Consider the following 26,305-nt stretch of genomic DNA (forward strand, 5'->3'; position numbering starts at 1 on the left):
AACAAAGTATATCATCCATGAAAATAAAATCGACATATAAACTGCTCTTGGTTCTTACGGTGCCTCTTTTGTTGCAATCGTGCTTTGTGGCCAAAAACTACTCAAGACCAGAAGTAGGGACAGAAAATCTCTATCGAACCGATAATTTGCCTCAGGACAGTATTTCCATGGCCGACGTATCTTGGAAAAACTTGTTCAACGATGGGCAACTAAAGTCCTACATTGAACAAGGTCTGGAGAACAACATAGATATCCGGATTGCGCTACAGAATATTGTGGCCGCCGAAGCTTATGTAAAACAAGGTAAGGCTGGTTACTATCCTACGCTTTCAGGGACCGCCAGTTTTACGAGGACCAAAAACTCCCGAAACAGTCAGTTCGGTAGCTTTTTTACCAGTGCTTTGGAGCAATACGAATTATCCGGGAGTCTTTCGTGGGAAGCCGATGTCTGGGGTAAGATAAGGAGCAATAAAAGGGCTGCGGGAGCCTCTTATCTGCAGAGTGTGGCCGCACATCAAGCTGTTAAAACAAATTTAGTGGCGAGCATTGCCAGCACCTACTATCAGTTAATGGCCCTTGATAAACAATTGGAAGTATCCAAACAAACATTGGAAGCCAGAAAGTACAGTTTGGAGACCACTGTGGCACTGAAAGATGCAGGCCAAGTGACCGAAGTTGCCGTAAAACAGACGGAAGCACAAGTCCATACCACTGAAATTATTGTGATCGACCTTGAGAACAATATCAAACTTTTGGAGAACGCTTTCAGTATTCTTTTGGGTGAAGCACCACAGAAAATTCAACGTGGTAGTTTGGATAATCAGAGCATTGATACCGAATTGAAGACCGGCGTACCCCATTTGTTACTTGCCAATCGTCCCGATGTGATGCAGGCAGAATACGGTCTTATCAATGCTTTTGAATTGACCAATGTGGCCAAAAGCAGTTTGTACCCTTCTTTAAGTTTATCCGCCAACGGAGGTTTTCAAAGTTTGGAGTTTGATAATTGGTTGGATGCCAGTTCCTTATTTTCCTCTTTGGTGGGGTCCTTGACCCAACCCATTTTTAACGGAAGACGACTGCGCACCCAAATGGAAGTGGCCAAAGCCCAACAAGAACAGGCCCTGCTAACCTATAAACAAGCCTTGCTTACCGCTGGCAGGGAAGTAAGCGATGCTTTATACACATACGATGCCGAGACCCAAAAATTGGAAGCCCGTGCCAAGGAACTGGAGGCCTATACCGTTGCAGAGGACTATTCGGAAGAATTGCTGAACAATGGTCTGGCCAACTATCTGGAAGTATTGACTGCCCGGCAAAATGCGCTGAACTCAGAATTGAGCTATGTGGATTCCCAATATGGACAATTGAACGCCATAGTGGAACTATATAGGGCCCTGGGAGGAGGTTGGCAGTAAAAACAGGACCATGGAAAATAAAAAAGAGTTACTGGAATGTGCCTTTTCCAATTTTTCAAAATTTGGGAGCAAACGCTTTTCCATGGACGAGTTGGCCCATGATCTGGGCATTTCAAAAAAAACCATATACAAACATTTTCAAAGTAAGGAAGAGCTGGTCATGGAAAGTCTTCAATGCTTTTTACGCAAAGTACGAAGCACCATTGATGATCACATGCAGGAGAGCCCCAATGAAGACCAGCCCTTGCTTACCATTGTGTACATATATAAGTTGGGGCTTGACCATCTGCAAGGTATAAGCCCAGCTTTCTTTTATGGCCTAAACAAATACTACTACAAGGCTGCTCAGGTTTATTCCGAATTTAGGGAAGATCTCGTTTGGAATGTAGTACACCCTTTACTGCTGAAGGCCCAAAACCAAGGGCAAATACGTCCCAACGTCAATGTGGAATTGGTCTGTAAACTTTTTCTATTGAGATTGGAAGACACGGTATATTCCAAAGCCAATCTGTTTGACGAATATAGCGCCCAAGAATTGCTGGATCATGTTATTATAAACAATCTAAGGGGCGTTCTTACCCTGGAATATCTTCAAAATTGCCCCTACGAAAGCTATTAGTCCATAGCTTTTCTCTAACCAACCCTGAAAACACTTCTCCATATAAATGTGTACCTTTCTAAAAAACAGAAAGCCATGCATTTTAAACACTTAACCACAGTACTTTTTGTGGTATTGTTGGTAGGTATCCCCAGCAATGCACAGAAAAAATCCTTTACGGTAAACCAAGACCGACTTGAAAAACGAATTTTTGATCTGGCCGATTTTGGAATACAGGAAAATGGGGAAACGGAGCGTGTTGCTTTCAGCGATGCCGATATTGCCGCCAGAGAATGGGTCATTCAGACCATGAAAGATTTAGACTTGACCGTCACCGTGGATGTTGCTGGTAACATCATTGGCAAACGGGAAGGCTCCCATGCCTCAAAGAAGCCCATTTCCTTTGGGTCCCATATAGACCGGGTGCCCCATGGTGGAAATTATGATGGTTGTGTAGGTTCTATGGCCGCTTTGGAGGTTATGGAAGTGCTTAAAGAAAATAACATAAAAACAAAGCATCCCTTGGAAGTCATTATTTTCCCAAATGAAGAAGGAGGAGTCATGGGGAGTAGGGCCATGTCTGGAAACTTGAGCAAAGCAGCTTTTGATGTGGTCAATTCCACGGGATTTTCCATGGGAGAGGGCATTATGCGATTGGGAGGAGATACCACAAGGATTACGGAAGCCATCCGTAAAAAAGGAAGTATGGCGGCCTTTCTGGAACTTCATATTGAACAGGGTGGTGTCTTGGAAAAAGAAGGTCTTAACATTGGCGTTGTGGAAGGTATTGTGGGGCTGAAATGGTGGGATGTGACCTTTACCGGCTTTGCCAACCATGCGGGTACCACCCCGATGGATGCAAGACAGGATGCCTTGTTGGCAGCGGCCCAATTCATTGTTGCTGTAAATGAAGTCACCAATAGTTTTGAGGGCAGTCAAGTGGGTACGGTTGGACGTATAAAGGCTGAACCCGGGGCGCCCAATGTCATTCCTGGAAAAGTAGTGGCCAGTTTGGAGATTAGGGACCTCTCTTCCGAAGTCATTGAAAACGTTTTTCAGGCCATTAAGGCCAAGGCCAAGGAAATTTCAACCAATTCCGGTGTGGAGATTGAGTTCCATCCCTTGGATACCACCGCTGATCCTGCCCTAACGGACCAAGGCATTCAAAAAGAAATAGAGAACTCCACCAAAAACTTGGGACTTACTTTTAAATATATGCCCAGCGGCGCGGGTCACGATGCCCAAGACATGGCACGGATTGCCCCAACCGGGATGATTTTTGTGCCCAGTAAGGGGGGAATCAGCCATTCACCAAAAGAGTTTACCTCAGCCCAAGACATGGCCAATGGAGCCAATGTTTTGCTCAATACGATTTTGGTCCTGGACAAAAAGCTGGATTGATCCAAACTATGGTTTCTTCCCTAAAGCTATTTTGTAGGCAGCATTGGCAATCAACCCAATACTAAGCCAATACGTTACCAAAATAAGAACACTGGCATAGTTAAAAGGTGCTTTGAACTTATTAATGGCCAGCAAGGTATCCGAAAGCATAAAAAATAGCACAGCCAACGCTATCCATGCGTATGCCTTTGCCTTGTCCCTTAGATATAGGCCTATTCCTTGCCATGCCATTGCAGTAATCACCAAAACATAGAACAGAACAGGTACCATAAAATCCCCTAAATCCGGTTTTAACCAAAAGAAAATAGCTCCTCCTATCAAGAAAAGAACCACAAACGAAACCCAATGGAACCAAAAGGCCTTGTGTTGGATAAATGCCACAATGAAGAGGAGGTGTGCCAGTAAAAAAGCGACCAATCCAAAGACAAAATAGCCTGAATCAAGCAAAAGCACATCGCCCAGCAAACAAAACGCCAAAGCCACAAGGATAAGCTTGGTAAACTTTGCGAATAATCCCTTCGGGATAAAAAACAGGAGTGATAGTATGGAAATGGTGGTCAATGGTTTCAAGAACATATAGACCATTTTATACCCCAAATACTCAGTACATATGGCTGCCAAGGCCAACACCAAGCTAATCAGATTAATCGTGCTTTGTCTTTTATGGTCTACCATTCGGTAAATGGTTTTTGACTGAGTTGCGAATTGTAATATTTTTTCTGGCCGGTGACCTCTTCGCCCAACCAGCTGGGTCTCTCAAAAAACTCATCTTCATGCTGAAGTTCCACCTCGGCAACTACCAACCCTTTGTTTTCTCCCAAAAATTCATCCACCTCGAACACATGGTCGCCCAATGGCACCATGAAACGCACTTTTTCCAAGATGACATCCTTGCACAGATCTATCAGATTGGTGGCTTCAGCAGCGCTGATTTCGGTTTCCCATTCAAATCGTGAGGTGCCGGACGCATTACTGGCTCCTTTCACGGTCAAAAAACCTTGGTTCCCCATGATTCGTACCCGTACCGTTCTTTGGGGGTCCGTACTCAAAAAACCCTGTGCTATGCGAATGCTTGATGCGGCTTCTTGCTGGTAGGCATCGGAAGTTACCAAAAACTTTCGCTCAATTTCCAAGTGTTCCATCAAACTAAATATACCCTAAATTTGAGTATGGATTTTGATTTTCCCTTAAGAAAAATCATTCATGTGGACATGGATGCGTTCTATGCCTCCGTGGAACAGCACGATAATCCCGAGCTGAAGGGGAAACCCATTGCGGTGGGAGGCGGCTCAAAGCGGGGAGTAGTCTCCGCTGCCAGCTATGAGGCGCGTATATTTGGAGTGCGCAGTGCCATGGCCGGATCCATTGCCCAAAGGAACTGTCCGGATCTGATCTTTGTAAAACCCAGATTTGAGCGCTACAAAGAGGTTTCCTATGAAATTCGGAGCATATTCTTTGAATATACAGACCTTGTGGAGCCCCTTTCTTTGGACGAAGCGTATTTGGACGTTACTGAGAATAAAAAGGGAAACCCTTCCGCTACCTTGATCGCCAAGGAAATCCGTCAAAAAATCCTGGAGAAAACCGGACTTACGGCATCGGCAGGAATTTCCATCAATAAATTCATTGCCAAAGTAGCTAGTGACTACAACAAACCCAACGGCCAAAAAACGGTGAACCCCGAAGAGGTCATCCAGTTTTTGGAAGACCTGGACATTCGTAAGTTCTATGGCGTGGGTAAGGTAACCGCGGAAAAAATGTACCGCTTGGGCATTTTCACCGGAAAGGACCTCAAACAAAGATCGCTGGAATTTTTGGATGAAAAGTTCGGGAAAAGCGGCTCCTACTACTATCATGTGGTCCGGGGCATACACCACAGTGCGGTAAAGCCCCATCGAACTCCAAAATCGGTTGGGGCGGAGCGTACATTTTTTGAAAACTTGAGCAGTGAAATCTTTATGCTGGAAAAGTTGGAGAACATTGCTTCGGAGTTGGAAAGAAGACTTCAAAAATCCAAAATCGCAGGGAAAACCGTGACCCTGAAAATCAAATACAGTGACTTTACCCTCCAAACCAGAAGCAAGACCCTACCCTATTATATCGCAAGTAAGGACCTTATTCTTGAAACGGCCAGAGAACTCCTGTATCAATCCTCCCTAGAAAATTCAGTGCGGTTATTGGGTATCTCATTGGCCAACCTCAATACTGAAAAACAAAAGGAGGCAACAGAAAAAGAAGTGGTATCCGTTCAGCTCAGGTTCGATTTTTAGCTTCTACCTCACCGAAACAACGGTGACCCCATAAATGATGAGTGATGATAAAAATATCCCCAAGGCATTTGCCAAGAAGGCTTTTTTCTTTTCAATCTTCAGTAGATAGGAGGCTATACTTCCCGCATAAACGCCAGTACCAGGCAAGGGAATCATGACAAAAAGAACCAATCCGAAAAAGCCATACTTTTGGACTTTGTCCGCTGTACCCGTCTTCGCCCTTCGGGCCACGAAAAGTGCCGATTTTTTATAAGGCCTCCATTTGGTCAAATGCTTATTAACGTTCTCCAAGAAAAACATCATCATAGGGAACACGAGCAAGTTGGACAGGAAACAGGCCACAAAAACCACATAACTGTTCACTCCCTTACCTATCCCGTACGGAATTCCAACCTTGGACTCCCCGAAGGGAGACAGGCTCCAAAACATGGCTATTATTAAATCGAAAATCATGTAATTCCAGTAAACCACAAAACTACTGCTGAAATTGGGTTGTAGTATACTCCTTTATGCTAAAAAATGATTAAAAAAACAGTAGACAGACCGGTCTTTTGTATATTTTTATGGGATGAAGACATCCATCCACGAGAAGATCATTGATACGGCAAGCAATCTGTTTTATATCCACGGGTACCATTCCACCGGAATCAATGAGATCATAGCTAAAAGTGGCATTGCCAAAGCCACACTCTATGGTCATTTTAAATCCAAGGAAGATATTTGCATCGCTTATTTGAACCACAGGCATGATGGCTTCATGAAATCCCTTGAAGAGTTCGTGGGACGAAGAAAAAAAGGAAAGAACCAGCTTTTAGCCATCTTTGACTTTCTACAAGACCTATACCGGGAAGACCATTTTAATGGTTGTTGGGGAATCAAGACCTTAGGGGAGCTGTCCCCTAAAGAGAAAAAAATACTCGAAGTGATCCAAAAACAAAAAAAGGAGCTGTTGCTTTTTTTAGGTGAAGTGGTTGGGGCCAATATCGCCAATCTCTCCAAGGCCGAAATTGAAAGAATATCCAGTGGACTTTATCTTTTGTACGACAGTGCCATAACCGAAAGCCATCTTTTTAAGAACGACTGGCCCATTTTCATGGCCAAAAGCATAGCACCCTCCCTTTTTGCCGATTTGGAAGTGGAATAAAAAAACCCTTTCAAAAATTTGAAAGGGTCCTTGTTCCTAAAACTAGTTTTAAGCTTAAGCTTCCACTTCTTCCAAAGGCTGTGCCACCGGAAAATCGATAGGGGCGTCAAATGTATTGTTGATAAAGTTGGAAATGGTCTTGTCTCCCACCAACAAAATAGTGTCGATCAAGTTTTCCTTGGTCCATCCGGCAGCAAAGAAATTATCCAAAACATTGGCATCGGTAGTCCCTTTGTTCTCGGTAATGTTTTTGGCCAATCGAGCCAAGGCATCCAACTTGGCATCAAAAGAGGCTTTTCCCGCTCTCAGTTCCAAAATTTGGGCCTCTGAGAAACCGTTCATTTTTCCTATGGCCGTATGGGCCGATAGACAATACAGACAGTTGTTCACTTCACTTACGGCCAAGTTTACCACTTCCTTTTCTTTGGCTTTCAAGGAGGTCTTGCCATTGGCAAAGGTTAAATAATTGCCCAATGCATTTTCGGAATGCGCATAGGTGGCGTAAAGATTGGGAACAAAGCCCAACGCCTTTTCCAAGTTGTCAAAAATGGCCTGATTGGCTCCGCTTACTTCTTCTCTTTTGGGTACATTAAATGTGCTCATGATCTAAAAATTTTAAATGAATTATTATTTTGATTATCTATTTTGTACAAATGGTCTTTCCGTATCACAATAGAAATCGTGATGGTGGTTTTGCTCACAATGATCGTTGGCAATGACAGTCTGGACCACTCTTCTTTGTGGTGTCCTAAAAATTTCGATAAGATTGAAAAGGGTTTTTCCTGTATGCTTCATCTTTGGTTTGTTTTAAATTACAGTGCAAAGATGTTGCGAAAAGGAAGGTAGATGTTAGGAGGAATTTCCCGAGGACTTGCCCATTTTTCCCTTAGGCGGGGACCAGCTGGTTTTCCCTATACTCCGAAGGGGTCATTTGGGTCATTTTTTTGAAGAATCGGCTGAAATGGGCAGGATCATTGAAGCCAAGGTCATAGGCAATTTCCTGATTCTGTTTATCCGTATAGTTTATGAGACGCTTTGCCTCCAAGACAATACGGTCCAAAATAATCTGTTGGGGCGATTTTTGATTATAGATGGAAAAGAGATTGGAAAGTGTTTTAGGGGATTTGTACAACATTTCGGCATACTCACTCACCTTTCTTTTGGTCTTAAAATTCAGATCCACCAGATAATTGAACCTTCGGATAATATCTATTTGATCGTTGCCCAAGGTTTTTACAATGAGTTGTTCCTTGGCCAAGCGGGTGGTCATAATGATCAACCGCTTTAAGAGCATCTGAAGCATTTCTCCTTGGATGTTGTCCGGGGTCGAAAACTCTTCCACAAACATATCGTACAATAGATTGAACTTGCGCAGCTCTTCTTTTTGGATGGTTACAATGGGCAAATCCTGTGTTCCAAAAAACAATATCCCATTACAGGAAACCTCACTGTCATGATCAAAGACACAATAGAATTCCCTGTTGAAAAAAATAGCGGAGAGCGGCAACTCGGTTTCGGTGTAAGAAACATGTTGCAGGTACGTAACCGTTACCATTTGGTTGGGCATTAGCTTCAATGGCATCCCATCTACCATAATGGTGAGGGGGCCCTCATTTCGGTTCCATAGGAATTTAATGTTGTTGGGTATAGGGGAGTGTCTTGGGCAATCGTTTTTAATGTCTTCCACCAGCCGGAGCATGGCCCCTAATCTTGTATCCTTGAATTCGTATACCATGGGAAATATTGGACTAAAATGAGCTTATGTTCCCGTTAGTCCCCCATTTTGGCCCATGCTTACAGGGCATAAAGCAAAAATCCCAGATTCCATGGGTTTCATGGAATCTGGGATGGTTTAAATAACTTTTTACTGAGGTATAGGCACTTGTACTAAAACAAGCATTTTTCAATCTCGCTCACCCGAAGGGTGTTCACCATTCCCTTGTCCTTAATGGGCATGGCCGCCAAACTAATGAGCATATCCCCCACATCCAAAAATCCTTTTTTGCAGGCAATTCGGTTTACATCCTCAATGGTTTCGTCCGTGGAAACAAAACGATCATAATAAAATGCCTTGACGCCCCACAACAGGTTCAACTGTGTGAGTATTCTTTTGTTGGAGGTAAATACCAAAATATGGGCGCTAGGTCTCCATGCCGATATTTGAAAAGCGGTATACCCACTGTTGGTCAAGGTTGAAATCGCCTTGGCCTGAATCTCATTGGCCATCAATGCCGCATGATAACATACCGATTTGGTAATATATCGCTTGGTGCGAATATGGGGAGGTGTTTGCGGCACCTTTATCAATTCCGAGTTTTCAACACTGGTCAAAATACTGGCCATTTTCTCAATCACCTGAACGGGATAATTTCCAACCGATGTTTCACCGGACAGCATCACTGCATCCGCGCCATCCATAACGGAGTTGGCTACATCGTTCACTTCGGCCCGTGTTGGCGTTAAACTGGTGATCATGGTTTCCATCATCTGTGTTGCAATGATCACAGGGATTCTGGCTTTTTTGGCCTGAAGTACCAATTTTTTCTGGATCAAAGGAACTTCCTGTGCTGGAACCTCCACACCCAAATCGCCACGGGCCACCATAAGTCCGTCACAATAGGCCACAATCTTATCGATGTTTTCAACAGCCTCTGGCTTTTCTATTTTGGCAACGATTGGAATTTTGTGATCCGTATGCTTACTGATCAAGTCCTGTAGGTCTATCAAATCTTGGCTATGGCGTACAAAAGACAGGGCAATCCAATCCACTTTGTGCTCAATGGCATATATGGCATCCTTGATATCCTTTTTGGTCAGGGCCGGCAATGAAATATTGGTATTGGGGAGGTTGACCCCTTTTTTGGATTTCAATGGTCCTCCTTGTATCACAGTAGCTGTGACCTCATCCTTTCCGTTGGTGGATTTTACTTCAAAAATCAACTTGCCATCGTCCAAAAGGATACGCTCTCCCGGTTTTACATCCTGAGGAAAGCTTTGATAGTTCATATATACCCGTTGTGCTGTTCCTTCAAAGGGCTCACCAGTGGCAAAAGTGACCTCGTCCCCAGGGACAACCACGGCCTCACCGCCCATGACCCCGACCCTAAGCTTAGGGCCTTGCAAATCTGCTAGTATAGATGTATGCACCTCCAATTCCTCATTCAACTCACGTATCATGTTGATACGCTCCGTAACATCGTCATAGGAAGCATGGGAAAAGTTTATCCTAAAAACATCCACCCCTGCCTCTATCATTGCTTTAAGGGTTTCCTTAGTGCTGGTTGCAGGTCCCAACGTTGCTACAATTTTCGTCTTCTTTCTAGTTGGCATTGTTAAAAGATTAAATTTCTTTTTGATTTTAATGTGTGTGTTTCCAACGGGTATGCTGTTACCACCTTGGAAATTTTGTTGATGGCCTTTACTTTCTCTTGCAAGGCAATTTCATCGGCACCGTCGACCTTTAAAAAATAGTCTATTTCCTTACGTTCCTTGACCAAGTGATTGGTCCTAAAGGAGGAAGTGCCTCCAAACAGACCATCGGATGGAACGGTTTCCTCAATCGTGCAGGCATTGGAAATCAAGGTCCAATACACATCGTTTATCTCATCCTCCCAATCAAATACGGAAAAAAAGAAACTTCCGTCCAAATGGAGGTCGTTTTCCATTCTTTTCAGGTACAGTGAACAATTGGAATTGATACCATAAGCCAAGGCATAATCCTCCAAATTGCTGTGGATGGCAATAAGCCCAAAACTGTCATCAAAAAAGTCTGCCGATATCCTATGCGTTGTCAACATGCCTTTAACACGAAATGTAAATATACTCTTAATCCCTTTGACTGCCTAGCTGAAACGGTACAATACGTTCAGAAACCAAACGAAAACGTTTGAATTTACCTTTATTTAATCTTGTTGATTTTCAATTTTGTTCTGAAGGGCAAAATAGGCTCTTTTGGAAGCCTTCTCTTCTGCCTTCTTTTTGGATGTGGCTCTTGCCTTTGCCAAAATTCGGTCGCCAATGGTCAGCTTTACGGCGAAGTGTTTCAACTCATCATTCCCGGTGTCCTCGTATACGTTATAGTGGAACGACTTTTTTTGCTTTTGGCACCATTCTATGACCAAACTCTTGTAGCTGATCACTTTACCTTCCAACTGATCAATGTCTACATAGGGCTCTATGACCCGTTCATTGATGAATTTTTCACAATAGGGATAACCGCGGTCCAGATAAATGGCCCCTACCAGTGCCTCAAAAACATTACCGTGAATATTCTCCCCAAAATGGGACTTTGGGATTCGGCTTTCCACAAACTGTAAAAGTTCCAAATCCTTTCCCAGTTCGTTCAAGTGCTTTCTGCTCACTACTTTTGAGCGCATTTTGGTTAGGTAACCCTCATCCCCTTCGGGAACTTCATTGTAGAGATGCTTTGAGATGATGGTTCCCAACATGGAATCGCCCAAAAACTCCAACCGCTCATAATTCATGGGGTTCCCATCGGGGTCCTTTTTGTTCACGGACCGATGTAAGAACGCCCTTTTGTAGATCTCAATGTCCCTAGGCTTAAACCCAAGTATTTTTTTGATCCCCAAAAAAAAATCCCCATCCGTATCTGGATGGGAATTGAATATTTTGGAGGTGAATTTCATCTTGAAACTACCCTAATTTTTTAAACAAAACACATGCGTTGTGACCTCCAAACCCGAAGGTGTTGCTCATGGCCACTTTAACCTCACGTTCTTGAGCCTTGTTCAAGGTAAGGTTCAGCGAAGGATCTATTTGATCATCTACCACACTATGGTTGATGGTTGGAGGAACCAAACTGTGTTCCATGGCCAAAATGGAAGCAATGGCCTCAATGGCTCCAGCAGCTCCCAGCAAGTGTCCGGTCATGGACTTGGTGGAGTTGATATTAATCTTTGGTGCATGGTCCCCAAATACTTTGGATATGGCTTTTAACTCGGCCACATCACCCAAAGGTGTAGAGGTTCCGTGGGTATTTATGGCATCCACATCTTCCGGTTTCAGGCCGGCATTCTGCAAACAGTTCTCCATAACCTTGACCACTCCAATCCCCTCAGGATGTGGTGCAGTCATGTGGTAGGCATCACTGGAAAGTCCGCCGCCCAATACCTCTGCATAGATTTTAGCGCCTCTGGCCTTGGCATGCTCGTACTCCTCCAAAATAAGAGCACCAGCACCTTCACCGAGTACAAATCCGTCACGAGTGGCATCAAATGGTCTGGAAGCAGTCTCAGGACTATCGTTTCTTGTAGATAGGGCATGCATGGCATTGAACCCTCCCATACCTGCGATGGTCACTGCGGCCTCACTTCCTCCAGTAACAATGACATCACAATGTCCCAATCTAATGTAATTGAGTGCATCGATCATGGCATTGGCAGAAGAGGCACATGCGGATACCGTAGTATAGTTGGGACCCATGAACCCATGCTTTATGGAGATATTGCCCGGAGCAATGTCCGCAATCATCTTTGGAATAAAGAACGGATTGAACCTTGGGGTTCCATCGCCATTGGCATAGCCAATCACTTCGTTTTGGAAGGTTTCCAAGCCACCGATCCCAGCACCCCAAACAACACCGACCCTAAATTTGTCCACATTGTCCAAATCTATCCCTGAATCGGCGATGGCCTCATCGGACGAGACAAGGGCATATTGGGCAAACCTATCCAGTTTTCGGGCTTCCTTTCTATCAAAGAAATCCTCTGGATTATACCCTTTGAGCTCACAGGCGAAGTTGGTCTTGAACTTCTCCGTATCGAAATATGTTATGGGGGCAGAACCGCTCTTACCGGTCCGTAGTCCTTCCCAATAAGCTCCCAAATTGTTACCAATGGGGGTCAACGCTCCCATTCCCGTAACCACTACTCGCTTTAACTGCATTGAACTATTTTTTACCCTTTGAAACCTAAATTATAAAAAAATTATCCATGCGATCAAACACCACATGGATAATTTATACTCTCTAGTAATATATCATGTAATTACTTCGCTTCTTCTATGTAGCTAATGGCTTGACCAACAGTTGCAATGTTTTCTGCTTGATCATCAGGAATTTGGATGTCAAATTCTTTCTCAAACTCCATGATAAGCTCAACAGTGTCCAAGGAATCCGCTCCTAAATCGTTGGTAAAGCTAGCTTCTGCTACAACTTCATTCTCATCAACACCCAGTTTATCAACGATGATAGCCTTTACTCTTGATGCAATGTCTGACATAATTATAGTGGTTTTAAAAATTTAATCGTTGGCAAAAATAAAAAACTTTGGATTAAATACACCATTTGTCGATAAAATGTGCCCTAAATTAAACATCTTTAGCTTCAGTACATTACTTTAGCCCTGTAAAGTTAATCGAAAATCCCTTCCATTCCTTACTGGATGAAACGAATAGTTATCCTGGCCTCGGGCAGTGGGTCAAATGCAGAAAATATCATCAATTACTTCAAGGAAAGCCCCAATGTGGAGGTTTCAGCGGTGCTGACCAATAAGCATACAGCCAAAGTATTGGAGCGATGTGACAGGTTGAACATACCCGGATTCTACTTTAACAGGGCCGCCTTCACAAATTCCGATACCGTGGTCCAATTTATTAAGGGGCTGGAGGTCGATTTAATTGTTCTTGCGGGATTTTTATGGAAAATTCCTTCAAATATCATTGATGCGTTCCCCAATAAAATCATCAACATACACCCCGCCTTGTTGCCCAAATATGGTGGAAAAGGCATGTATGGCGAAAAAGTACACCAAGCCGTCAAAGACAATCTGGAACCTGAAACGGGCATTACCATCCATTATGTGAACGAACATTATGATGAGGGCGCCATCATTTTTCAGGCAAAAACCTCCATATCCACGGAGGATGATACAGCAACCATTGCCCAAAAAGTACACCAGTTGGAGTACGAACATTTTCCAAAGGTGATTGAAAAACTTCTTTTGTAATGGCGAAGAAGGCAAAGTTTTACGTGGTCTGGAAAGGAAAGCGTCCAGGCATTTTTGAATCTTGGGACGATTGCAAAGCCCAAATTGAAGGTTTTAAGGGTGCCCAATATAAATCGTTCGCAACCTTTGCCGAGGCCAAAAAAGCCTTTAACGGGAACTATTTGGAGTACAAGGGCACATCCAAAGGGAAGTCGGAACTTTCGCCGGAAGAGCTTTTAAAAATCGGGGACCCCAACTACAACTCCATTGCTGTTGACGCTGCTTCCAGTGGAAATCCCGGAAAAATGGAATACCGCGGAGTGGACACCAAAAGCAAAAGGGTATTGTTCCATCAAGGTCCCTTTGCCGAAGGCACCAGCAATGTGGGAGAGTTTTTGGCCCTTGTGCATGGTCTTGCCTTTCTTAAAAAACAAAACAGTGACCGAATCCTGTATTCCGATTCCCGGATTGCCATAGGTTGGGTGCGGAAAAAGAAATGCGGCACCAAACTCAAAAAAGGTCCAAAAAACGCCATTCTTTTTGAACTTATTGAGCGGGCAGAGGATTGGCTCAAAAAAAACCGCTACGCTACGCCCATCGTAAAATGGGAAACCAAGGCATGGGGTGAAATCCCAGCGGATTTTGGCAGGAAATAGGTTCAAAAAACATCAAATCCCCCATTTTTTAAAATTGCGCTTACCATAGTTTAAAATGGAATTGCTATACCGTATATTTGCACCAAAATTCACTGAATGGGCAAATTACTGATTGTTGGAAGTGTGGCCTTTGATGCTATTGAGACCCCGTTTGGCAAAACGGGCAGGATTTTGGGAGGCGCCGCACCTTTTATTGGATTGGCCGCATCACAGTTCAACGTAGACGCTGCCATAGTTTCGGTGGTTGGGGACGATTTCCCTCAAACCTATCTGGATTTGCTCAAGGATCGTGACATCGATATTTCAGCCATAGAGGTGGTACAGGGGGGCAAGACCTTTTACTGGGAGGGCCGATACCACAACGACCTCAATTCCAGGGATACCTTGGTCACTGAACTCAACACCTTAGGCACCTTCAGCCCAGTTGTTCCCGAAAATTTCAAGAATGCCGATGTGGTCATGTTGGGCAATTTACACCCCAGCACCCAATTGAGTGTAATTAATCAGATGGAAGAACGACCAAAACTTATAGCTCTGGACACCATGAATTTTTGGATGGACAATACTTGGGATGAGTTGATGGAAGTTGTTTCACAAATCGATGTGATTACCATAAATGATGAAGAGGCAAGACAGATGACCAATGAGTATTCGTTGGTAAAGGCTGCCGCCAAGATCCAGGAGATGGGACCTAAATATGTGGTCATTAAAAAAGGGGAGCACGGTGCTTTGTTGTTCCATAAAGAGAACATTTTCTTTGCCCCCGCATTGCCTTTGGAGGAAGTTTTTGACCCCACCGGAGCCGGAGATACCTTTGCAGGTGGTTTTTCAGGATATTTGGCCCAAACAGGGAACATCTCTTTTGAAAATATGAAGAACGCCATTATTCAAGGCTCCAATCTGGCTTCGTTTTGTGTGGAACGTTTTGGCACCGAACGGATGGCCAAACTGGAGAAACATGAGGTAGATGCCCGTTTGATGCAGTTTAAGGAATTGACACAGTTCAATATTGAATTAACATAAATACCCGCCCTGAAAGTTTTTCGGGGCTTTTTATTTGGTTTATTATGAGTGATGCCATTAAGCACGAATGCGGAATATCACTGATCCGCTTGCTTAAACCTCTGGAGTACTACAAGGAAAAGTACGGTACAGCTTTTTACGGAGTAAACAAAATGTACCTAATGATGGAGAAGCAGCATAACCGAGGGCAGGATGGCGCCGGTTTTGCGAGCATAAAGCTGGACATGAAGGCCGGGGAACGCTACATGAGTCGGGTACGATCCGCGCAACAGCAGCCCATACAGGATATCTTTGAGCAGATCAATTCGCGAATCAATACCGCCTTCGCTGAACATCCTGAATACGAAAATGACGTACAGCTTCAAAAACAGCATATCCCTTACATTGGTGAGTTGCTTATGGGGCACGTACGCTATGGCACTTTTGGGAAAAACAGCATAGAAAGTGTACATCCCTTTTTGCGACAGAACAACTGGATGCACCGAAACCTTATTGTGGCCGGAAACTTTAACCTGACCAATGTTGACGAACTCTTTGGCAACTTGGTGGAATTGGGGCAACATCCCAAGGAAATGGCGGATACGGTCACCGTTATGGAAAAAATTGGTCACTTTTTGGATGATGCCGTGGCCAAGCTCTACAAACAGATCAAAAAAGAAGGGTATAGCAAACGGGAAGCTTCCCCATTGATCGCAGAGCGATTGAACGTGGCCAAAATATTGCGAAAAGCATCCAAAAACTGGGATGGCGGGTACACCATGGGCGGATTATTAGGCCATGGTGACGCCTTTGTGGTGCGTGATCCTGCGGGTATCCGTCCTGCTTACTACTATAAAGACGATGAGATTGTTGTAGTGGCCTCGGAACGTCCAGTGATCCAAACCGTTTTCAACGTATCCTATGATGATGTGCACGAGTTAGATCCCGGACATGCCATCATTGTGAAAAAAGGAGGCACGGTTGATCTCAAGGAAATCTTGGAACCCACCGAACGTAAGGCCTGCTCTTTTGAACGTATCTATTTTTCAAGAGGAAGCGACAAGGAAATTTATCAAGAACGAAAGATGTTGGGGAAACTCGTATTTCCACAAATCCTTAAATCCATTGATGATGATTTGACCAATACGGTCTTCTCCTATATTCCCAATACAGCCGAGACCTCTTTCTTTGGAATGGTAAAGGAAGCGCAGAGCTACCTCAACAAGAAAAAAGAACAACAGATCCTCGCTTTGGGGCCCAATATAACCGGAGAGGAGCTTCATGAAATTTTGGACGTGCGTCCACGTATTGAAAAAGTGGCCATCAAGGATGCCAAGCTACGGACCTTTATTACCCAAGACAGTAGCCGGGATGATCTCGTGGCCCACGTTTACGACATTTCTTATGGCTCTGTCAAGGAAAATGACAATTTGGTCATTATAGATGATAGTATTGTTAGGGGAACTACCTTAAAGCGAAGTATCCTAAAAATCTTGGACCGACTTTCTCCCAAAAAAATCATTGTGGTCTCCTCCGCACCGCAGATACGTTATCCGGATTGTTATGGTATTGACATGGCCAAATTGGAGGATTTTGTGGCCTTTAAAGCTGCCTTGGCCCTGCATCAAGACCATGGCACCATGGACAAGGTGAAAGAAATTTATGAAAAGTGCTTGACCCAGACCAAGAACAAGGACAAGGATGTGGTCAACTACGTCAAGGAATTTTATGCGCCCTTCACCAATGAGCGGGTTTCGAAAAAGATTGCCGAAATCCTCAGTCCAGAGGGTATAAAGGCAGAAGTGGACATTATTTACCAAACCGTGGAAAACTTACATGAGGCCTGCCCCAAGAATTTAGGCGATTGGTATTTTACCGGGGATTACCCCACTCCAGGAGGAAACAGGGTAGTGAACAGGGCCTTTATCAATTTCTACGAAGGGAAAAATGAACGCGCCTATTGACCTATTGGTTTGGAAGCCCTGCCTAGCTATGCATTTCATCGATGAAATGAGTAGATTAGCGGGTTTTTATACGATGGGCAAGCTGCAAACCTACTTTAGTGTTGCCATAGCATAAGTAGGTTAAGTTCATGGTAAGATTTGGGGCAAAAAAGGTGGAAATCATTCCACCTTTTTTATTTTCCATCTATCCCAAATCAGAAAAAATCAGTCTCAATTTCTTGACATTTATCAATACTGTACCCCGGTTGTACACTTTAACCAATTAAAGTGGGTTTCATCTAAAAGCTTGTTGGCTAACAGACCCCTTGGCGTACATTTGGAGGACCATAGCATAAGTAGGTTAAGTTCATGGTAAGATTTGGGGAAAGAAGGCGGAGCATGCTCCGCCTTCTTTATGTTTGACAACCAAGGATTTATCCATTTTATCGATGAACTGCATGTTTTCTTTTTTCTTGAAAAAGCAAAAATTTCTCCAAAACCCTTTGTTATTTTACACAATACCAGTATTTTAGTCTCGCCATAGCATAAGTAGGTTAAGTTTATGGTAAGATTTGGGACGAAAACGGCAGGAGCTTTCCTGCCGTTTTCTATTGGTGAAAATCCACAACCAAAAAAAGGGCTCCCATGCAGCCCTTTTAATACTTACTTTTTTATTTTACCACAATTCCATTCGCTTCTGAGTCATTTATGGACAATGGCACCTCTTCAATGATCTGGCCGTTCATATCCAACTTCCACATGGTTGCAAAGGTATCTTTCTGTCCTACTGCATATATGTGATTATCGAAAAGATAAACATCCTCTATGCCGGAATAGACCTCCGCATTACCCAAATCTATACTGGTTACCATATTATCCTTAATAATCCATATCATGGCATGTTTTTGATAACCTGGGTCGTAACTCTCTTCGAATCCACCTACGGCCATGCTATTGCCATTGCCAGCTATGGAAAGAGCCCTAGCATCACCCGCTCCATCGGTCAATTGATAAAGTTCCCCTTGTTCATCCCAAATTTTTACTACGGAATAGTTTGCATTCTCAATATCTTCAAATCCAGCTATAAATTTGTGTACCTGACCTTCAATTTCACTCACATAGATACCACGTCCAAAGGCCCCACCACCAAATTGCCCTGGTGCAATGTCTTGTGATGTATTGGAGCTTGCATTCCAGAGCACACAATTTATTAATTCAGCACTGCTTTCTTGCCCAATAACATATAGTTTCCCATTGTAACTGAATGCATCCATGGCAAAAGAATTATAGACGTCTTCTGTCAAGTAGGAGGGGTTCCCGTCATTCCATACTGTAGCACGGTTTTCCTCATGGCCTACAAAATACAGGTCCCCGTTATTGATGGCCACTTCCTCCACTTGAGAGTATGTTTCCAAAGAAAATATCAAATCCTTATTTTTCCATCCTCGTGCATAATAAATCTCAACTCCAAGTTCATAGCCTCCAACGAATACATCTGACCCTTGAACTTCAATGGATTTCCCTACTGTGGAGTAACCGCCTTCCGCTGGGTAGGAGTATAGTTTTGAACCGTTTATCCATACTGTAGCTTCATCGTTGTCCTGCCCAACAACAAAAACACTTGGCTCCACGGTAACATCACAAGTTGCGGTTAGTGACCCAATCGTAACCGTGACCTTTGCCGTGCCTGCTTGCAATGCGGAGATGTTGCCCTGACCATCCACTTGAATCACATCGGCATTGTCCGCATTCCATACTATTACAGGGTCATCAAACTCATTGAGATTGGTTATGCTCAACTGGTCGGTATCCAAAGTGCTCAGTTGCAAACTTGTTTTATTGAGCACTATGGATTCGTTAGTGCCATTGGTAACCGTAAAAGCTGTAGCGCTTGAGGCGGTTTTGTCACCAACCTTTACCGTAATGTTCCCTGTAGTGGCCCCATTGGGAACAGTTACCGTGAGTTTGGTGGCCGTCGCGGTCTGTATGACTGCCGCTTGCCCGTTGAACTTCACGGTATTGTCCGTCTTTGTGGTGCTAAAGTTTTTTCCGCTGATCTCCACCGTGGTGCCCACCGGGCCACTGGTGGGTGAAAAGCTGGTGATCTCGGGAGATTGCGGTGTCGGGGTTTCTGGGCCATCATCCTTGCCGCAGGAGAAGACCATTATGGCCAATGCAAAAGCCAATATTTTTAGGGATGCAATTTTTTTCATGATTCCTTTTTTATGGTTAAAGCATTAAAGAAAAAGGAACTCCATAAAAAAAAAGACCGCCAATTGACGGATGCCCCATTTGGATTGATGGATGCCTTTTTCAAGTCAGTTTGAAACAAAAAAAACCGCGCAAGATGCGCGGCTTTCCCATATATATTATGAATGCGGTCTTATTTTCCCGCTTCGTAATTTTCGGATACTTTGTCCCAATTGATCACATTGAAGAATGCCGAAATATAATCGGGTCTTCTGTTTTGGTAGTTCAAATAGTAGGCATGCTCCCATACATCCAACCCTAAAATGGGCTGTCCGTCACAACCTGTTCCGGGCATAATGGGGTTGTCCTGGTTAGGGGTGGAGCACACTTCCAACTTTCCTCCCTTGTGCACGCACAACCAGGCCCATCCAGATCCAAAGCGGGTTGCCGCTGCAGCAGCAAACTTTTCCTTAAACCCATCAAACGATCCAAAAGCGGCATCAATGGCTGCGGCCAAATCGCCAGTTGGGGCACCGCCTCCATTGGGGGACATTACTTCCCAGAAAAGGGAGTGGTTGTAAAATCCGCCGCCATTGTTTCGAACTGCACCATTGTTCATGTCCAAATTGGACAAAATGTCTTCAATTCCCTTTCCTTCCAAATCTGTTCCCGCGATTGCATTGTTCAAATTGTTGGTGTAGCCGTTGTGGTGCTTGGTATGGTGGATCTCCATGGTCCTAGCATCTATATGGGGTTCCAATGCATCGTATGCATACGGTAATTTTGGTAATTCAAAAGCCATAATTCTTTGTTTTTGTGTTAGTACTTAATTCACGTAAAAATAAGGGTTTTAACAAACATATTCATTTAAAACCATGTTAAGTTCAGATCGATAATCCGTATTTTGCAATAAAAGTTTTCTTGGGCGACACCAACTTTAAAATATACAGTGCTTCGGCAGGTTCGGGCAAAACCTATGCCCTGACCAAGGAATACTTGAAGCTCTTGTTGGCCAACGATTCTCCCGCAAAGTTCAGGCAGATTTTGGCCATTACCTTTACCAATAAGGCTGTGGATGAAATGAAGACCCGAATCTTGGACAACCTGTTCGCTTTTGGCCAGGAAACCATCGCGAAAAAGCAGCAATCCCTTTTCCATACATTATGCCAAGAACTGGCATTAAGCGAAATGGAATTGCAGCAACGCTCGCAAAGAGCCCTGAAACGAATCCTACACAACTATTCCTTCTTTGAGATTTCCACCATTGACAAGTTCAACCATAAGATCATAAAGACCTTTGCCCGCGATCTGCACCTGTCCCAAAATTTTGAGGTGGAGCTGGATATTGAACTACTCTTGGAAGAAGCCGTGGGTCGTTTGTTGGAACGCGCCGGCAGCGATGAAGAACTTACCGAAGTACTCATTGCTTTTTCCCTTGAAAAAATTGATGACGACAAAAGTTGGAACATTTCCTACGATCTTTTGGAAATTGGGAAACTACTCTTCCAAGAAAACCATGCCGCACATGTGGATCCATTGCGTTCCCAGTCGATTGGTGATTTCAAGGAAATTCAAAAAAAGCTTGCAGAAAGTATCACCCTTTCAGAGTCCAAAATTGTTGAAATGGCTCAAAAAGCACTTCAGGAAATGGACCGCCAGGGCTTTGATGCTTTGGATTTTCCAAGACAAACCTTGCCCAATCATTTTAAAAAAATGGTGGCAGGGGAATTCGACCCAAAAAAAATCTATACCAGCAAAACTTTGGAACCCAATTTGGTTGAGGGGAAGATTTTAAAAGCCAGCGACAAGAGGGATGTTTCGGAACTGTCCATGACCCTTCTCAATACTTTTTTGACCCTCAAACAACAGATTTATCGGAGGGCCTACCTCAAGAACATTTATGGCAACATGGTTCCCTTGACCTTGCTCAACGAGATTGCCAAGGAAATCAGAAATATTGAGCTGGACCGGGACATCATCCCCATTTCATCCCTAAATGCCATTCTCTCCAAGGAAATCAAGGACCAGCCCGTTCCTTTCATCTATGAACGGATGGGTGAAAAATACCGCCACTACTTTATTGATGAGTTTCAGGACACCTCCCAAATGCAGTGGGAGAATTTGGTGCCCCTCATTGGCAACGCCTTGGAAAGTGAGGACGAAAAACACCAGCGAGGCTCCCTTTTCTTGGTGGGCGATGTTAAACAGGCCATTTACCGTTGGCGGGGTGGACGGGCCGAACAGTTTTTGGGCCTTTTGAATGGCACAACAAAGCCCTTTGTGGTGGAGCCCAGTATCCATTCATTGGATACCAACTGGCGGAGCTGTGACGAAATAGTGCAGTTCAACAACCGCTTTTTTACCGCCGTGGCCCCAGTTCTCCAAAACGATGCATACAGGAATCTCTTTATGAAGGACAGCCATCAAAAAACCAACAACAGGCCAGGCGGTTTTGTACAGCTGTTGTTTTTGGAAAACGGCATTGAAAATAGAGAAGAGGCCTACTGCTCCAAGACCTTGGAGACGATCCAATACCTGACATCCGAAGGATATCCCTATGCGGATATCTGTATCTTGGTGCGTGACAACAAAAATGGAATGCTGTTGGCCGATTTTCTGGCCCAGAACCATGTGCCCATCATCTCTTCAGATGCCTTATTGCTCAACAACAACAACAAGGTCACTTTCCTAATGGCCCTGTTGCGGATGATGCAAAATCCCCAGGACCGGGAAGCGGCTTATATGGCATTGCTGTTTTTGGCAAAGGATGAAACGGACAAACATGAGATTATCGCAAAGCATCTGGACCACGCAATAACCTTCCTGTTGGACCACTATGGTTTTGATATGGAAGGATTACGGGGAGAATCCGTATTTACCATCCTGGAAAATGCCATTGTACAGTTTGAGCTTGCCCATGATTCCACCGCTTACCTTACCTTTTTAATGGATGAGGTCTTGTTGGTGGAGAAACGAATGGGGTCTAGTATCCATTCCTTTTTGCAGTACTGGGAGCAGAAAAAGGATTCCCTGTCCATTGCCGCTCCGGACAATGTGAACGCCGTACGGATCATGACCATCCACAAAGCCAAGGGGCTGGAGTTCCCCTTTGTGATCTTTCCCTTTGCCAATGCTAAACTGAACAAGATGGGTAAGAAGTCTTGGGTCCCAGCGACCGCCTCTGAAATGGAACTTGGGTTGAACGAATTTCTCATCAACACCAACAAGGACATGCTGGAATACAATGAGGAATCGGCACAAATTTATTCGGATGAGGAGCAAAAGTCCATCTTGGATGCCATGAACGTTCTGTACGTGGCCCTTACCCGGCCTGTGAAAGGTTTATATGTTTTCACTGAAGCTGGAAAGGAACTGGGTTCCTTGGAAAGCGTTTCTACCTATGCGGACCTTTTCCAATGGTATCTTGATGATCAGGGTCTCTCAAATAATGAAACGGGGCAGTATACGTTTGGTACCTTCCCCGAGAATGACAATGCTGCCATACCACCAAAAACCGAAGCCTCCATTGCCTATGTTACACGACCCAAGAACGATCAAGGTTTTGTGATCTCAACCACTTCGGGTCGTTTATGGGACGACGATGGGCGTTTAGAGGCCATTGAAATGGGAAATCTTATCCATTATGCATTAAGCCAGATACATACTGCCGAAGACATTCCCCAAGTGGTGGAGAAGCTTCGATTGGCGGGACACTTTCAAAAAGACTCATCTGGGGAAATTCAACAAAAATTGATGGATGTAGTAACGCTTCCCGATCTAAAGACTTACTTTTCCAACGCATTTGAAATTTTGAACGAACAGGAAATCCTGACCACAAATGGTTGGTCCCTACGACCGGATCGTATTGTTGTCTCGAATGGTAGCGCAACGGTCCTTGATTACAAGACAGGGAAGCCTTCACCGTCACACAAAGAACAGATCGTGCAATATGCAGATGCCCTTAACGCAATGGGCTACAAAATTGAACATACGATTATTGTTTATATTGATCAAAAAATAAACCCCATTTACATTTAATCATACAGTCATGTACGGAAACATAAAAGAACACTTGGCCCAAGAACTGGAAACCATAAAAGAAGCTGGGCTGTTTAAAAAGGAACGTATTATCACTTCGGCCCAAGGAGCTGTCATTAAAATTTCCACAGGGCAGGAGGTCATAAACTTTTGCGCCAACAACTATTTGGGCCTTTCCTCCCACCCCGATGTGATCCAAGCCGCAAAAGATGCCATGGACACCCATGGGTTTGGAATGTCGTCCGTACGGTTCATCTGCGGCACCCAGGACATTCATAAGGAGTTGGAACAAAAAATCGCAGATTTTTATGGTACAGAGGATACCATATTATACGCTGCTGCGTTTGATGCCAATGGAGGGGTGTTTGAACCTTTGCTCACCGCAGAGGATGCCATCATATCAGATTCCCTCAACCATGCTTCCATTATAGACGGTGTACGTCTCTGCAAGGCCAAGCGCTACCGCTATGCCAATAGTGATATGGCAGACCTGGAACAACAACTAAAACAAAGTATTGCGGACGGGGCACGATTCAAGATCATTGTCACAGACGGAGTTTTTTCCATGGATGGCCTTTTGGCGCCTTTGGACAACATATGTGATTTGGCCGATAAGTACGATGCCATGGTGATGATAGATGAATGCCATGCCGCAGGTTTCATTGGGGAAACCGGCAGGGGAACCTTGGAAGAAAAGGGCGTCATGGACCGTATCGATATCATTACTGGAACCTTGGGTAAGGCCCTTGGTGGCGCCATGGGCGGCTACACTACCGGAAAGAAAGAAATTATTGAAATGCTGCGCCAACGCTCTAGACCCTATTTGTTCTCCAACTCTTTGGCACCTGCCATAGTAGGGGCTTCCATCAAAGTTTTTGATATGTTGGACAAGGACACATCCCTCAGGGACAAGCTTCAAGACAATACGGAATATTTCAAAAAAGGAATGAAAGCAGCAGGCTTTGATATCATAGATGGAGATTCAGCCATTGTGCCCGTTATGCTCTACGATGCCAAACTTTCCCAAAAAATGGCCGATATGCTCCTAGAAGAGGGTATTTATGTAATTGGCTTTTTCTACCCAGTGGTTCCCAAAGAAAAGGCAAGGATCAGGGTACAGCTTTCCGCAGCCCATGAAAAGCATCATTTGGATAGTGCCATAAACGCATTCATCAAGGTTGGCAAGGCTTTAAAAATCGTTTAACGGTACAAAAAGTTCCATGTAATGCGTTAAAAAAAAAGAAAAATTGATTTTGTTAATAGTTCTTAACAACTTACATTTGCAGCTGATAAACACTTAAACTTAAAAATTTTGAGCATGAAACATCTTAGCAAATTATTGGTTGTTGCCCTTGTGTTTGTAGGGATTAACAACATACAAGCGCAAGACGAGAATAATCCATGGCAGATTAGCTTTGGAGTAAATGCTATCGACGCTTATCCAACCAATGACGAAAATAACCCATTCTCAAGTACTACTTTGTTCGATCAGTACTTTAACGTTTCAGACCACTGGAACATTTTGCCTTCCGTTTCCTATGTAGGAGTATCCAAGTACATCGGTGATGGTTTCTCTATTGGTGCACGTGGTTCCTTGAACAGAATCGAGAAAATCGGTGATGTATCTGTAGACGACCTTTCTCACTACGCTGTGGACGGTACCATTAAGTACAACTTCCTAAAAAACACTACGATCGATCCTTTTGCTGAAATCGGTGGTGGTTATACTTGGATTGATGAAATCGGTGCCGGTACTGTTAACGGTGGTATTGGTCTTAACATCTGGTTCTCTGAGAACATCGGTCTTACTTTGCAAACGCAATACAAGCACGCTTTCGAAGATTACTTGGTAAAGCACTTCCAACACATGGCAGGTCTTAGCATCAAATTTGGTGGTACTGACACTGACGGTGATGGTATCTATGACAAAGACGATGCTTGTCCAGAAGTAGCTGGTTTGGAAGCTTTCAACGGTTGTCCTGATTCTGACGGTGACGGTATCGAAGATTCCAAAGATGCTTGTCCTAACGAAGCTGGTTCCAAAGAAATGAACGGTTGTCCTGATTCTGACGGTGACGGTGTTGCCGATAAAGACGATGCTTGTCCTAGCACTCCTGGTCTTCCTGCTCTAGCTGGATGTCCTGATGCTGATGGTGACGGTATTGCCGATAAAGATGATGCTTGTCCTAACGAAGCTGGTCCTGCTGCCAACAAAGGATGCCCATGGCCTGATACTGACGGTGACGGTGTACTTGATAAAGACGATCAATGTCCAGACGTTGCTGGTACTGTAGCCAACAATGGTTGTCCTGAAGTAACTGAAGAAGTTCAAAAACAATTGAACGACTACGCTAGAACTATCTTGTTCGATACTGGTAAAGCTTCCATCAAAGCAGAGTCTACTTCTGTAATGGTTGACATCATCCAAATCTTGAACGAGTATCCTAACGCTAAGTTTACTGTTGAAGGTCACACTGACAGCGTAGGTAGCGAGAAATTGAACCAAGAGCTTTCTGAGAAAAGAGCTAACTCTGTTCGTGACTTCTTGATCGACAAAGGAATCTCTTCTTCTAGATTGACTGCCATCGGTTACGGTGAGTCTAAGCCTATCGCCACTAACAATACAAGAGCTGGTAGAGCACAAAACAGACGAGTTGAGATCAACTTGGTAAAATAATGAAATAGAAACTCAGTTTTCTTT

The 26,305-nt window shown here is 44.0% G+C and carries 25 protein-coding genes; 12 read left to right on the forward strand and 13 right to left on the reverse strand.

The window, feature by feature from the left end; translation table 11 throughout:
- The first annotated feature begins 17 nt into the window (after window positions 1-17).
- From F8C76_RS11695 to F8C76_RS11705, 3 genes are all read left to right on the forward strand, one after another.
- On the forward strand, window positions 18-1,418 hold the full coding sequence (locus tag F8C76_RS11695) for an efflux transporter outer membrane subunit (RefSeq protein WP_152131876.1): 1,401 nt from the start codon (window positions 18-20) through the stop codon (window positions 1,416-1,418).
- A 10-nt stretch (window positions 1,419-1,428) separates the two neighbouring features.
- Window positions 1,429-2,037 (forward strand): TetR/AcrR family transcriptional regulator, encoded by a 609-nt coding sequence (locus tag F8C76_RS11700; protein ID WP_152131877.1) that lies wholly within the window; start codon window positions 1,429-1,431, stop codon window positions 2,035-2,037.
- Window positions 2,038-2,112: 75 nt separating this feature from the next.
- A complete protein-coding gene (locus tag F8C76_RS11705; RefSeq protein WP_152131878.1) occupies window positions 2,113-3,417 on the forward strand; it encodes a Zn-dependent hydrolase in 1,305 nt (434 codons plus the stop codon).
- Between the two features lie 6 nt (window positions 3,418-3,423).
- Here F8C76_RS11705 and F8C76_RS11710 read toward each other — a convergent pair whose 3' ends face one another.
- Both F8C76_RS11710 and F8C76_RS11715 read right to left on the reverse strand, forming a co-directional pair.
- Window positions 3,424-4,092 (reverse strand): lysoplasmalogenase, encoded by a 669-nt coding sequence (locus F8C76_RS11710; protein ID WP_152131879.1) that lies wholly within the window; start codon window positions 4,090-4,092, stop codon window positions 3,424-3,426.
- Window positions 4,086-4,559, reverse strand: coding sequence for a CYTH domain-containing protein (locus F8C76_RS11715; RefSeq protein ID WP_152131880.1), 474 nt, complete (start codon window positions 4,557-4,559; stop codon window positions 4,086-4,088). Before F8C76_RS11715 ends, F8C76_RS11710 begins: the two co-directional genes overlap by 7 nt.
- A 27-nt stretch (window positions 4,560-4,586) precedes the next feature.
- Here F8C76_RS11715 and dinB point away from each other — a divergent pair, with 27 nt between their 5' ends.
- On the forward strand, window positions 4,587-5,687 hold the full coding sequence (gene dinB, locus F8C76_RS11720; protein ID WP_152131881.1) for a DNA polymerase IV: 1,101 nt from the start codon (window positions 4,587-4,589) through the stop codon (window positions 5,685-5,687).
- 3 nt (window positions 5,688-5,690) lie between these two features.
- Here the strand turns inward: dinB and F8C76_RS11725 are convergent, their stop codons facing one another.
- A complete protein-coding gene (locus tag F8C76_RS11725) occupies window positions 5,691-6,140 on the reverse strand; it encodes a COG2426 family protein (protein WP_152131882.1) in 450 nt (149 codons plus the stop codon).
- Window positions 6,141-6,255: 115 nt separating this feature from the next.
- Between F8C76_RS11725 and F8C76_RS11730 the strand changes: the two genes are divergently transcribed.
- On the forward strand, window positions 6,256-6,831 hold the full coding sequence (locus F8C76_RS11730; RefSeq protein WP_129653770.1) for a TetR/AcrR family transcriptional regulator: 576 nt from the start codon (window positions 6,256-6,258) through the stop codon (window positions 6,829-6,831).
- Window positions 6,832-6,885: 54 nt separating this feature from the next.
- Here the strand turns inward: F8C76_RS11730 and F8C76_RS11735 are convergent, their stop codons facing one another.
- The 8 genes from F8C76_RS11735 to F8C76_RS11765 form a co-directional block, all read right to left on the reverse strand.
- Window positions 6,886-7,434 (reverse strand): carboxymuconolactone decarboxylase family protein, encoded by a 549-nt coding sequence (locus tag F8C76_RS11735; protein WP_129653771.1) that lies wholly within the window; start codon window positions 7,432-7,434, stop codon window positions 6,886-6,888.
- Between the two features lie 33 nt (window positions 7,435-7,467).
- The gene (locus tag F8C76_RS18735; RefSeq protein WP_165357310.1) at window positions 7,468-7,626 is read right to left on the reverse strand and encodes a hypothetical protein; all 159 of its coding nucleotides are present in this window, start codon (window positions 7,624-7,626) and stop codon (window positions 7,468-7,470) included.
- 91 nt (window positions 7,627-7,717) lie between these two features.
- The gene (locus F8C76_RS11740) at window positions 7,718-8,566 is read right to left on the reverse strand and encodes a helix-turn-helix domain-containing protein (RefSeq protein WP_152131883.1); all 849 of its coding nucleotides are present in this window, start codon (window positions 8,564-8,566) and stop codon (window positions 7,718-7,720) included.
- 152 nt (window positions 8,567-8,718) lie between these two features.
- Complete coding sequence (gene pyk / locus F8C76_RS11745; protein ID WP_129653773.1) at window positions 8,719-10,161, reverse strand: pyruvate kinase; 1,443 nt, start codon at window positions 10,159-10,161, stop codon at window positions 8,719-8,721.
- A gap of 2 nt (window positions 10,162-10,163) precedes the next feature.
- The gene (locus F8C76_RS11750) at window positions 10,164-10,628 is read right to left on the reverse strand and encodes an IPExxxVDY family protein (RefSeq protein ID WP_129653774.1); all 465 of its coding nucleotides are present in this window, start codon (window positions 10,626-10,628) and stop codon (window positions 10,164-10,166) included.
- 105 nt (window positions 10,629-10,733) lie between these two features.
- Complete coding sequence (rnc, locus tag F8C76_RS11755; RefSeq protein WP_129653775.1) at window positions 10,734-11,477, reverse strand: ribonuclease III; 744 nt, start codon at window positions 11,475-11,477, stop codon at window positions 10,734-10,736.
- Window positions 11,478-11,484: 7 nt separating this feature from the next.
- Complete coding sequence (gene fabF, locus F8C76_RS11760; protein ID WP_152131884.1) at window positions 11,485-12,735, reverse strand: beta-ketoacyl-ACP synthase II; 1,251 nt, start codon at window positions 12,733-12,735, stop codon at window positions 11,485-11,487.
- Window positions 12,736-12,836: 101 nt separating this feature from the next.
- Window positions 12,837-13,070 (reverse strand): acyl carrier protein, encoded by a 234-nt coding sequence (locus tag F8C76_RS11765; protein ID WP_009778413.1) that lies wholly within the window; start codon window positions 13,068-13,070, stop codon window positions 12,837-12,839.
- Between the two features lie 162 nt (window positions 13,071-13,232).
- Between F8C76_RS11765 and purN the strand changes: the two genes are divergently transcribed.
- From purN to F8C76_RS11785, 4 genes are all read left to right on the forward strand, one after another.
- Window positions 13,233-13,796 (forward strand): phosphoribosylglycinamide formyltransferase, encoded by a 564-nt coding sequence (gene purN / locus F8C76_RS11770; protein ID WP_152131885.1) that lies wholly within the window; start codon window positions 13,233-13,235, stop codon window positions 13,794-13,796.
- Complete coding sequence (locus F8C76_RS11775; RefSeq protein ID WP_129653778.1) at window positions 13,796-14,431, forward strand: ribonuclease H1 domain-containing protein; 636 nt, start codon at window positions 13,796-13,798, stop codon at window positions 14,429-14,431. The genes purN and F8C76_RS11775 overlap by 1 nt, the downstream gene beginning before the upstream one ends.
- A gap of 96 nt (window positions 14,432-14,527) precedes the next feature.
- Window positions 14,528-15,454, forward strand: a complete 927-nt coding sequence (locus F8C76_RS11780; RefSeq protein WP_152131886.1) for a PfkB family carbohydrate kinase — start codon at window positions 14,528-14,530, stop codon at window positions 15,452-15,454.
- A 44-nt stretch (window positions 15,455-15,498) separates the two neighbouring features.
- Window positions 15,499-17,397 carry an amidophosphoribosyltransferase gene (locus F8C76_RS11785; protein ID WP_152131887.1) on the forward strand — a complete coding sequence of 633 codons (1,899 nt, stop codon included), beginning with the start codon at window positions 15,499-15,501 and terminating at the stop codon, window positions 17,395-17,397.
- 650 nt (window positions 17,398-18,047) lie between these two features.
- On the opposite strand, the gene F8C76_RS11790 is transcribed toward F8C76_RS11785, so the two are convergent.
- Both F8C76_RS11790 and F8C76_RS11795 read right to left on the reverse strand, forming a co-directional pair.
- Window positions 18,048-19,589, reverse strand: a complete 1,542-nt coding sequence (locus tag F8C76_RS11790) for an IPT/TIG domain-containing protein (protein WP_152131888.1) — start codon at window positions 19,587-19,589, stop codon at window positions 18,048-18,050.
- Window positions 19,590-19,759: 170 nt separating this feature from the next.
- On the reverse strand, window positions 19,760-20,368 hold the full coding sequence (locus tag F8C76_RS11795; RefSeq protein ID WP_152131889.1) for a superoxide dismutase: 609 nt from the start codon (window positions 20,366-20,368) through the stop codon (window positions 19,760-19,762).
- A 119-nt stretch (window positions 20,369-20,487) separates the two neighbouring features.
- Between F8C76_RS11795 and F8C76_RS11800 the strand changes: the two genes are divergently transcribed.
- From F8C76_RS11800 to F8C76_RS11810, 3 genes are all read left to right on the forward strand, one after another.
- A complete protein-coding gene (locus F8C76_RS11800; RefSeq protein ID WP_152131890.1) occupies window positions 20,488-23,604 on the forward strand; it encodes a UvrD-helicase domain-containing protein in 3,117 nt (1,038 codons plus the stop codon).
- Between the two features lie 10 nt (window positions 23,605-23,614).
- Window positions 23,615-24,808 carry a glycine C-acetyltransferase gene (kbl, locus tag F8C76_RS11805; RefSeq protein WP_152131891.1) on the forward strand — a complete coding sequence of 398 codons (1,194 nt, stop codon included), beginning with the start codon at window positions 23,615-23,617 and terminating at the stop codon, window positions 24,806-24,808.
- Between the two features lie 114 nt (window positions 24,809-24,922).
- Entirely contained in the window at window positions 24,923-26,281 is a 1,359-nt protein-coding gene (locus tag F8C76_RS11810) for an OmpA family protein (protein ID WP_152131892.1), read from the forward strand.
- The last annotated feature ends 24 nt before the right edge of the window (window positions 26,282-26,305 follow it).

This window comes from Flagellimonas olearia, assembly GCF_009184425.1.
Taxonomy (GTDB): Bacteria; Bacteroidota; Bacteroidia; order Flavobacteriales; family Flavobacteriaceae; genus Flagellimonas; species Flagellimonas olearia.

Excerpts from the sequence above, each read along its gene's own strand:
- F8C76_RS11740 (WP_152131883.1), bottom strand. The coding sequence starts at position 8,566 with ATGGTATACGAATTCAAGGATACAAGATTAGGGGCCATGCTCCGGCTG.
- F8C76_RS11710 (WP_152131879.1), bottom strand. The coding sequence starts at position 4,092 with ATGGTAGACCATAAAAGACAAAGCACGATTAATCTGATTAGCTTGGTG.
- fabF (WP_152131884.1), bottom strand. The coding sequence starts at position 12,735 with ATGCAGTTAAAGCGAGTAGTGGTTACGGGAATGGGAGCGTTGACCCCC.
- F8C76_RS11810 (WP_152131892.1), top strand. The coding sequence starts at position 24,923 with ATGAAACATCTTAGCAAATTATTGGTTGTTGCCCTTGTGTTTGTAGGG.
- F8C76_RS11730 (WP_129653770.1), top strand. The coding sequence starts at position 6,256 with ATGAAGACATCCATCCACGAGAAGATCATTGATACGGCAAGCAATCTG.
- pyk (WP_129653773.1), bottom strand. The coding sequence starts at position 10,161 with ATGCCAACTAGAAAGAAGACGAAAATTGTAGCAACGTTGGGACCTGCA.
- F8C76_RS11795 (WP_152131889.1), bottom strand. The coding sequence starts at position 20,368 with ATGGCTTTTGAATTACCAAAATTACCGTATGCATACGATGCATTGGAA.
- F8C76_RS18735 (WP_165357310.1), bottom strand. The coding sequence starts at position 7,626 with ATGAAGCATACAGGAAAAACCCTTTTCAATCTTATCGAAATTTTTAGG.
- F8C76_RS11790 (WP_152131888.1), bottom strand. The coding sequence starts at position 19,589 with ATGAAAAAAATTGCATCCCTAAAAATATTGGCTTTTGCATTGGCCATA.
- kbl (WP_152131891.1), top strand. The coding sequence starts at position 23,615 with ATGTACGGAAACATAAAAGAACACTTGGCCCAAGAACTGGAAACCATA.
- F8C76_RS11750 (WP_129653774.1), bottom strand. The coding sequence starts at position 10,628 with ATGTTGACAACGCATAGGATATCGGCAGACTTTTTTGATGACAGTTTT.
- F8C76_RS11780 (WP_152131886.1), top strand. The coding sequence starts at position 14,528 with ATGGGCAAATTACTGATTGTTGGAAGTGTGGCCTTTGATGCTATTGAG.
- F8C76_RS11735 (WP_129653771.1), bottom strand. The coding sequence starts at position 7,434 with ATGAGCACATTTAATGTACCCAAAAGAGAAGAAGTAAGCGGAGCCAAT.
- dinB (WP_152131881.1), top strand. The coding sequence starts at position 4,587 with ATGGATTTTGATTTTCCCTTAAGAAAAATCATTCATGTGGACATGGAT.
- F8C76_RS11775 (WP_129653778.1), top strand. The coding sequence starts at position 13,796 with ATGGCGAAGAAGGCAAAGTTTTACGTGGTCTGGAAAGGAAAGCGTCCA.
- purN (WP_152131885.1), top strand. The coding sequence starts at position 13,233 with ATGAAACGAATAGTTATCCTGGCCTCGGGCAGTGGGTCAAATGCAGAA.
- F8C76_RS11705 (WP_152131878.1), top strand. The coding sequence starts at position 2,113 with ATGCATTTTAAACACTTAACCACAGTACTTTTTGTGGTATTGTTGGTA.
- F8C76_RS11765 (WP_009778413.1), bottom strand. The coding sequence starts at position 13,070 with ATGTCAGACATTGCATCAAGAGTAAAGGCTATCATCGTTGATAAACTG.
- rnc (WP_129653775.1), bottom strand. The coding sequence starts at position 11,477 with ATGAAATTCACCTCCAAAATATTCAATTCCCATCCAGATACGGATGGG.
- F8C76_RS11715 (WP_152131880.1), bottom strand. The coding sequence starts at position 4,559 with ATGGAACACTTGGAAATTGAGCGAAAGTTTTTGGTAACTTCCGATGCC.
- F8C76_RS11785 (WP_152131887.1), top strand. The coding sequence starts at position 15,499 with ATGAGTGATGCCATTAAGCACGAATGCGGAATATCACTGATCCGCTTG.
- F8C76_RS11695 (WP_152131876.1), top strand. The coding sequence starts at position 18 with ATGAAAATAAAATCGACATATAAACTGCTCTTGGTTCTTACGGTGCCT.
- F8C76_RS11725 (WP_152131882.1), bottom strand. The coding sequence starts at position 6,140 with ATGATTTTCGATTTAATAATAGCCATGTTTTGGAGCCTGTCTCCCTTC.
- F8C76_RS11700 (WP_152131877.1), top strand. The coding sequence starts at position 1,429 with ATGGAAAATAAAAAAGAGTTACTGGAATGTGCCTTTTCCAATTTTTCA.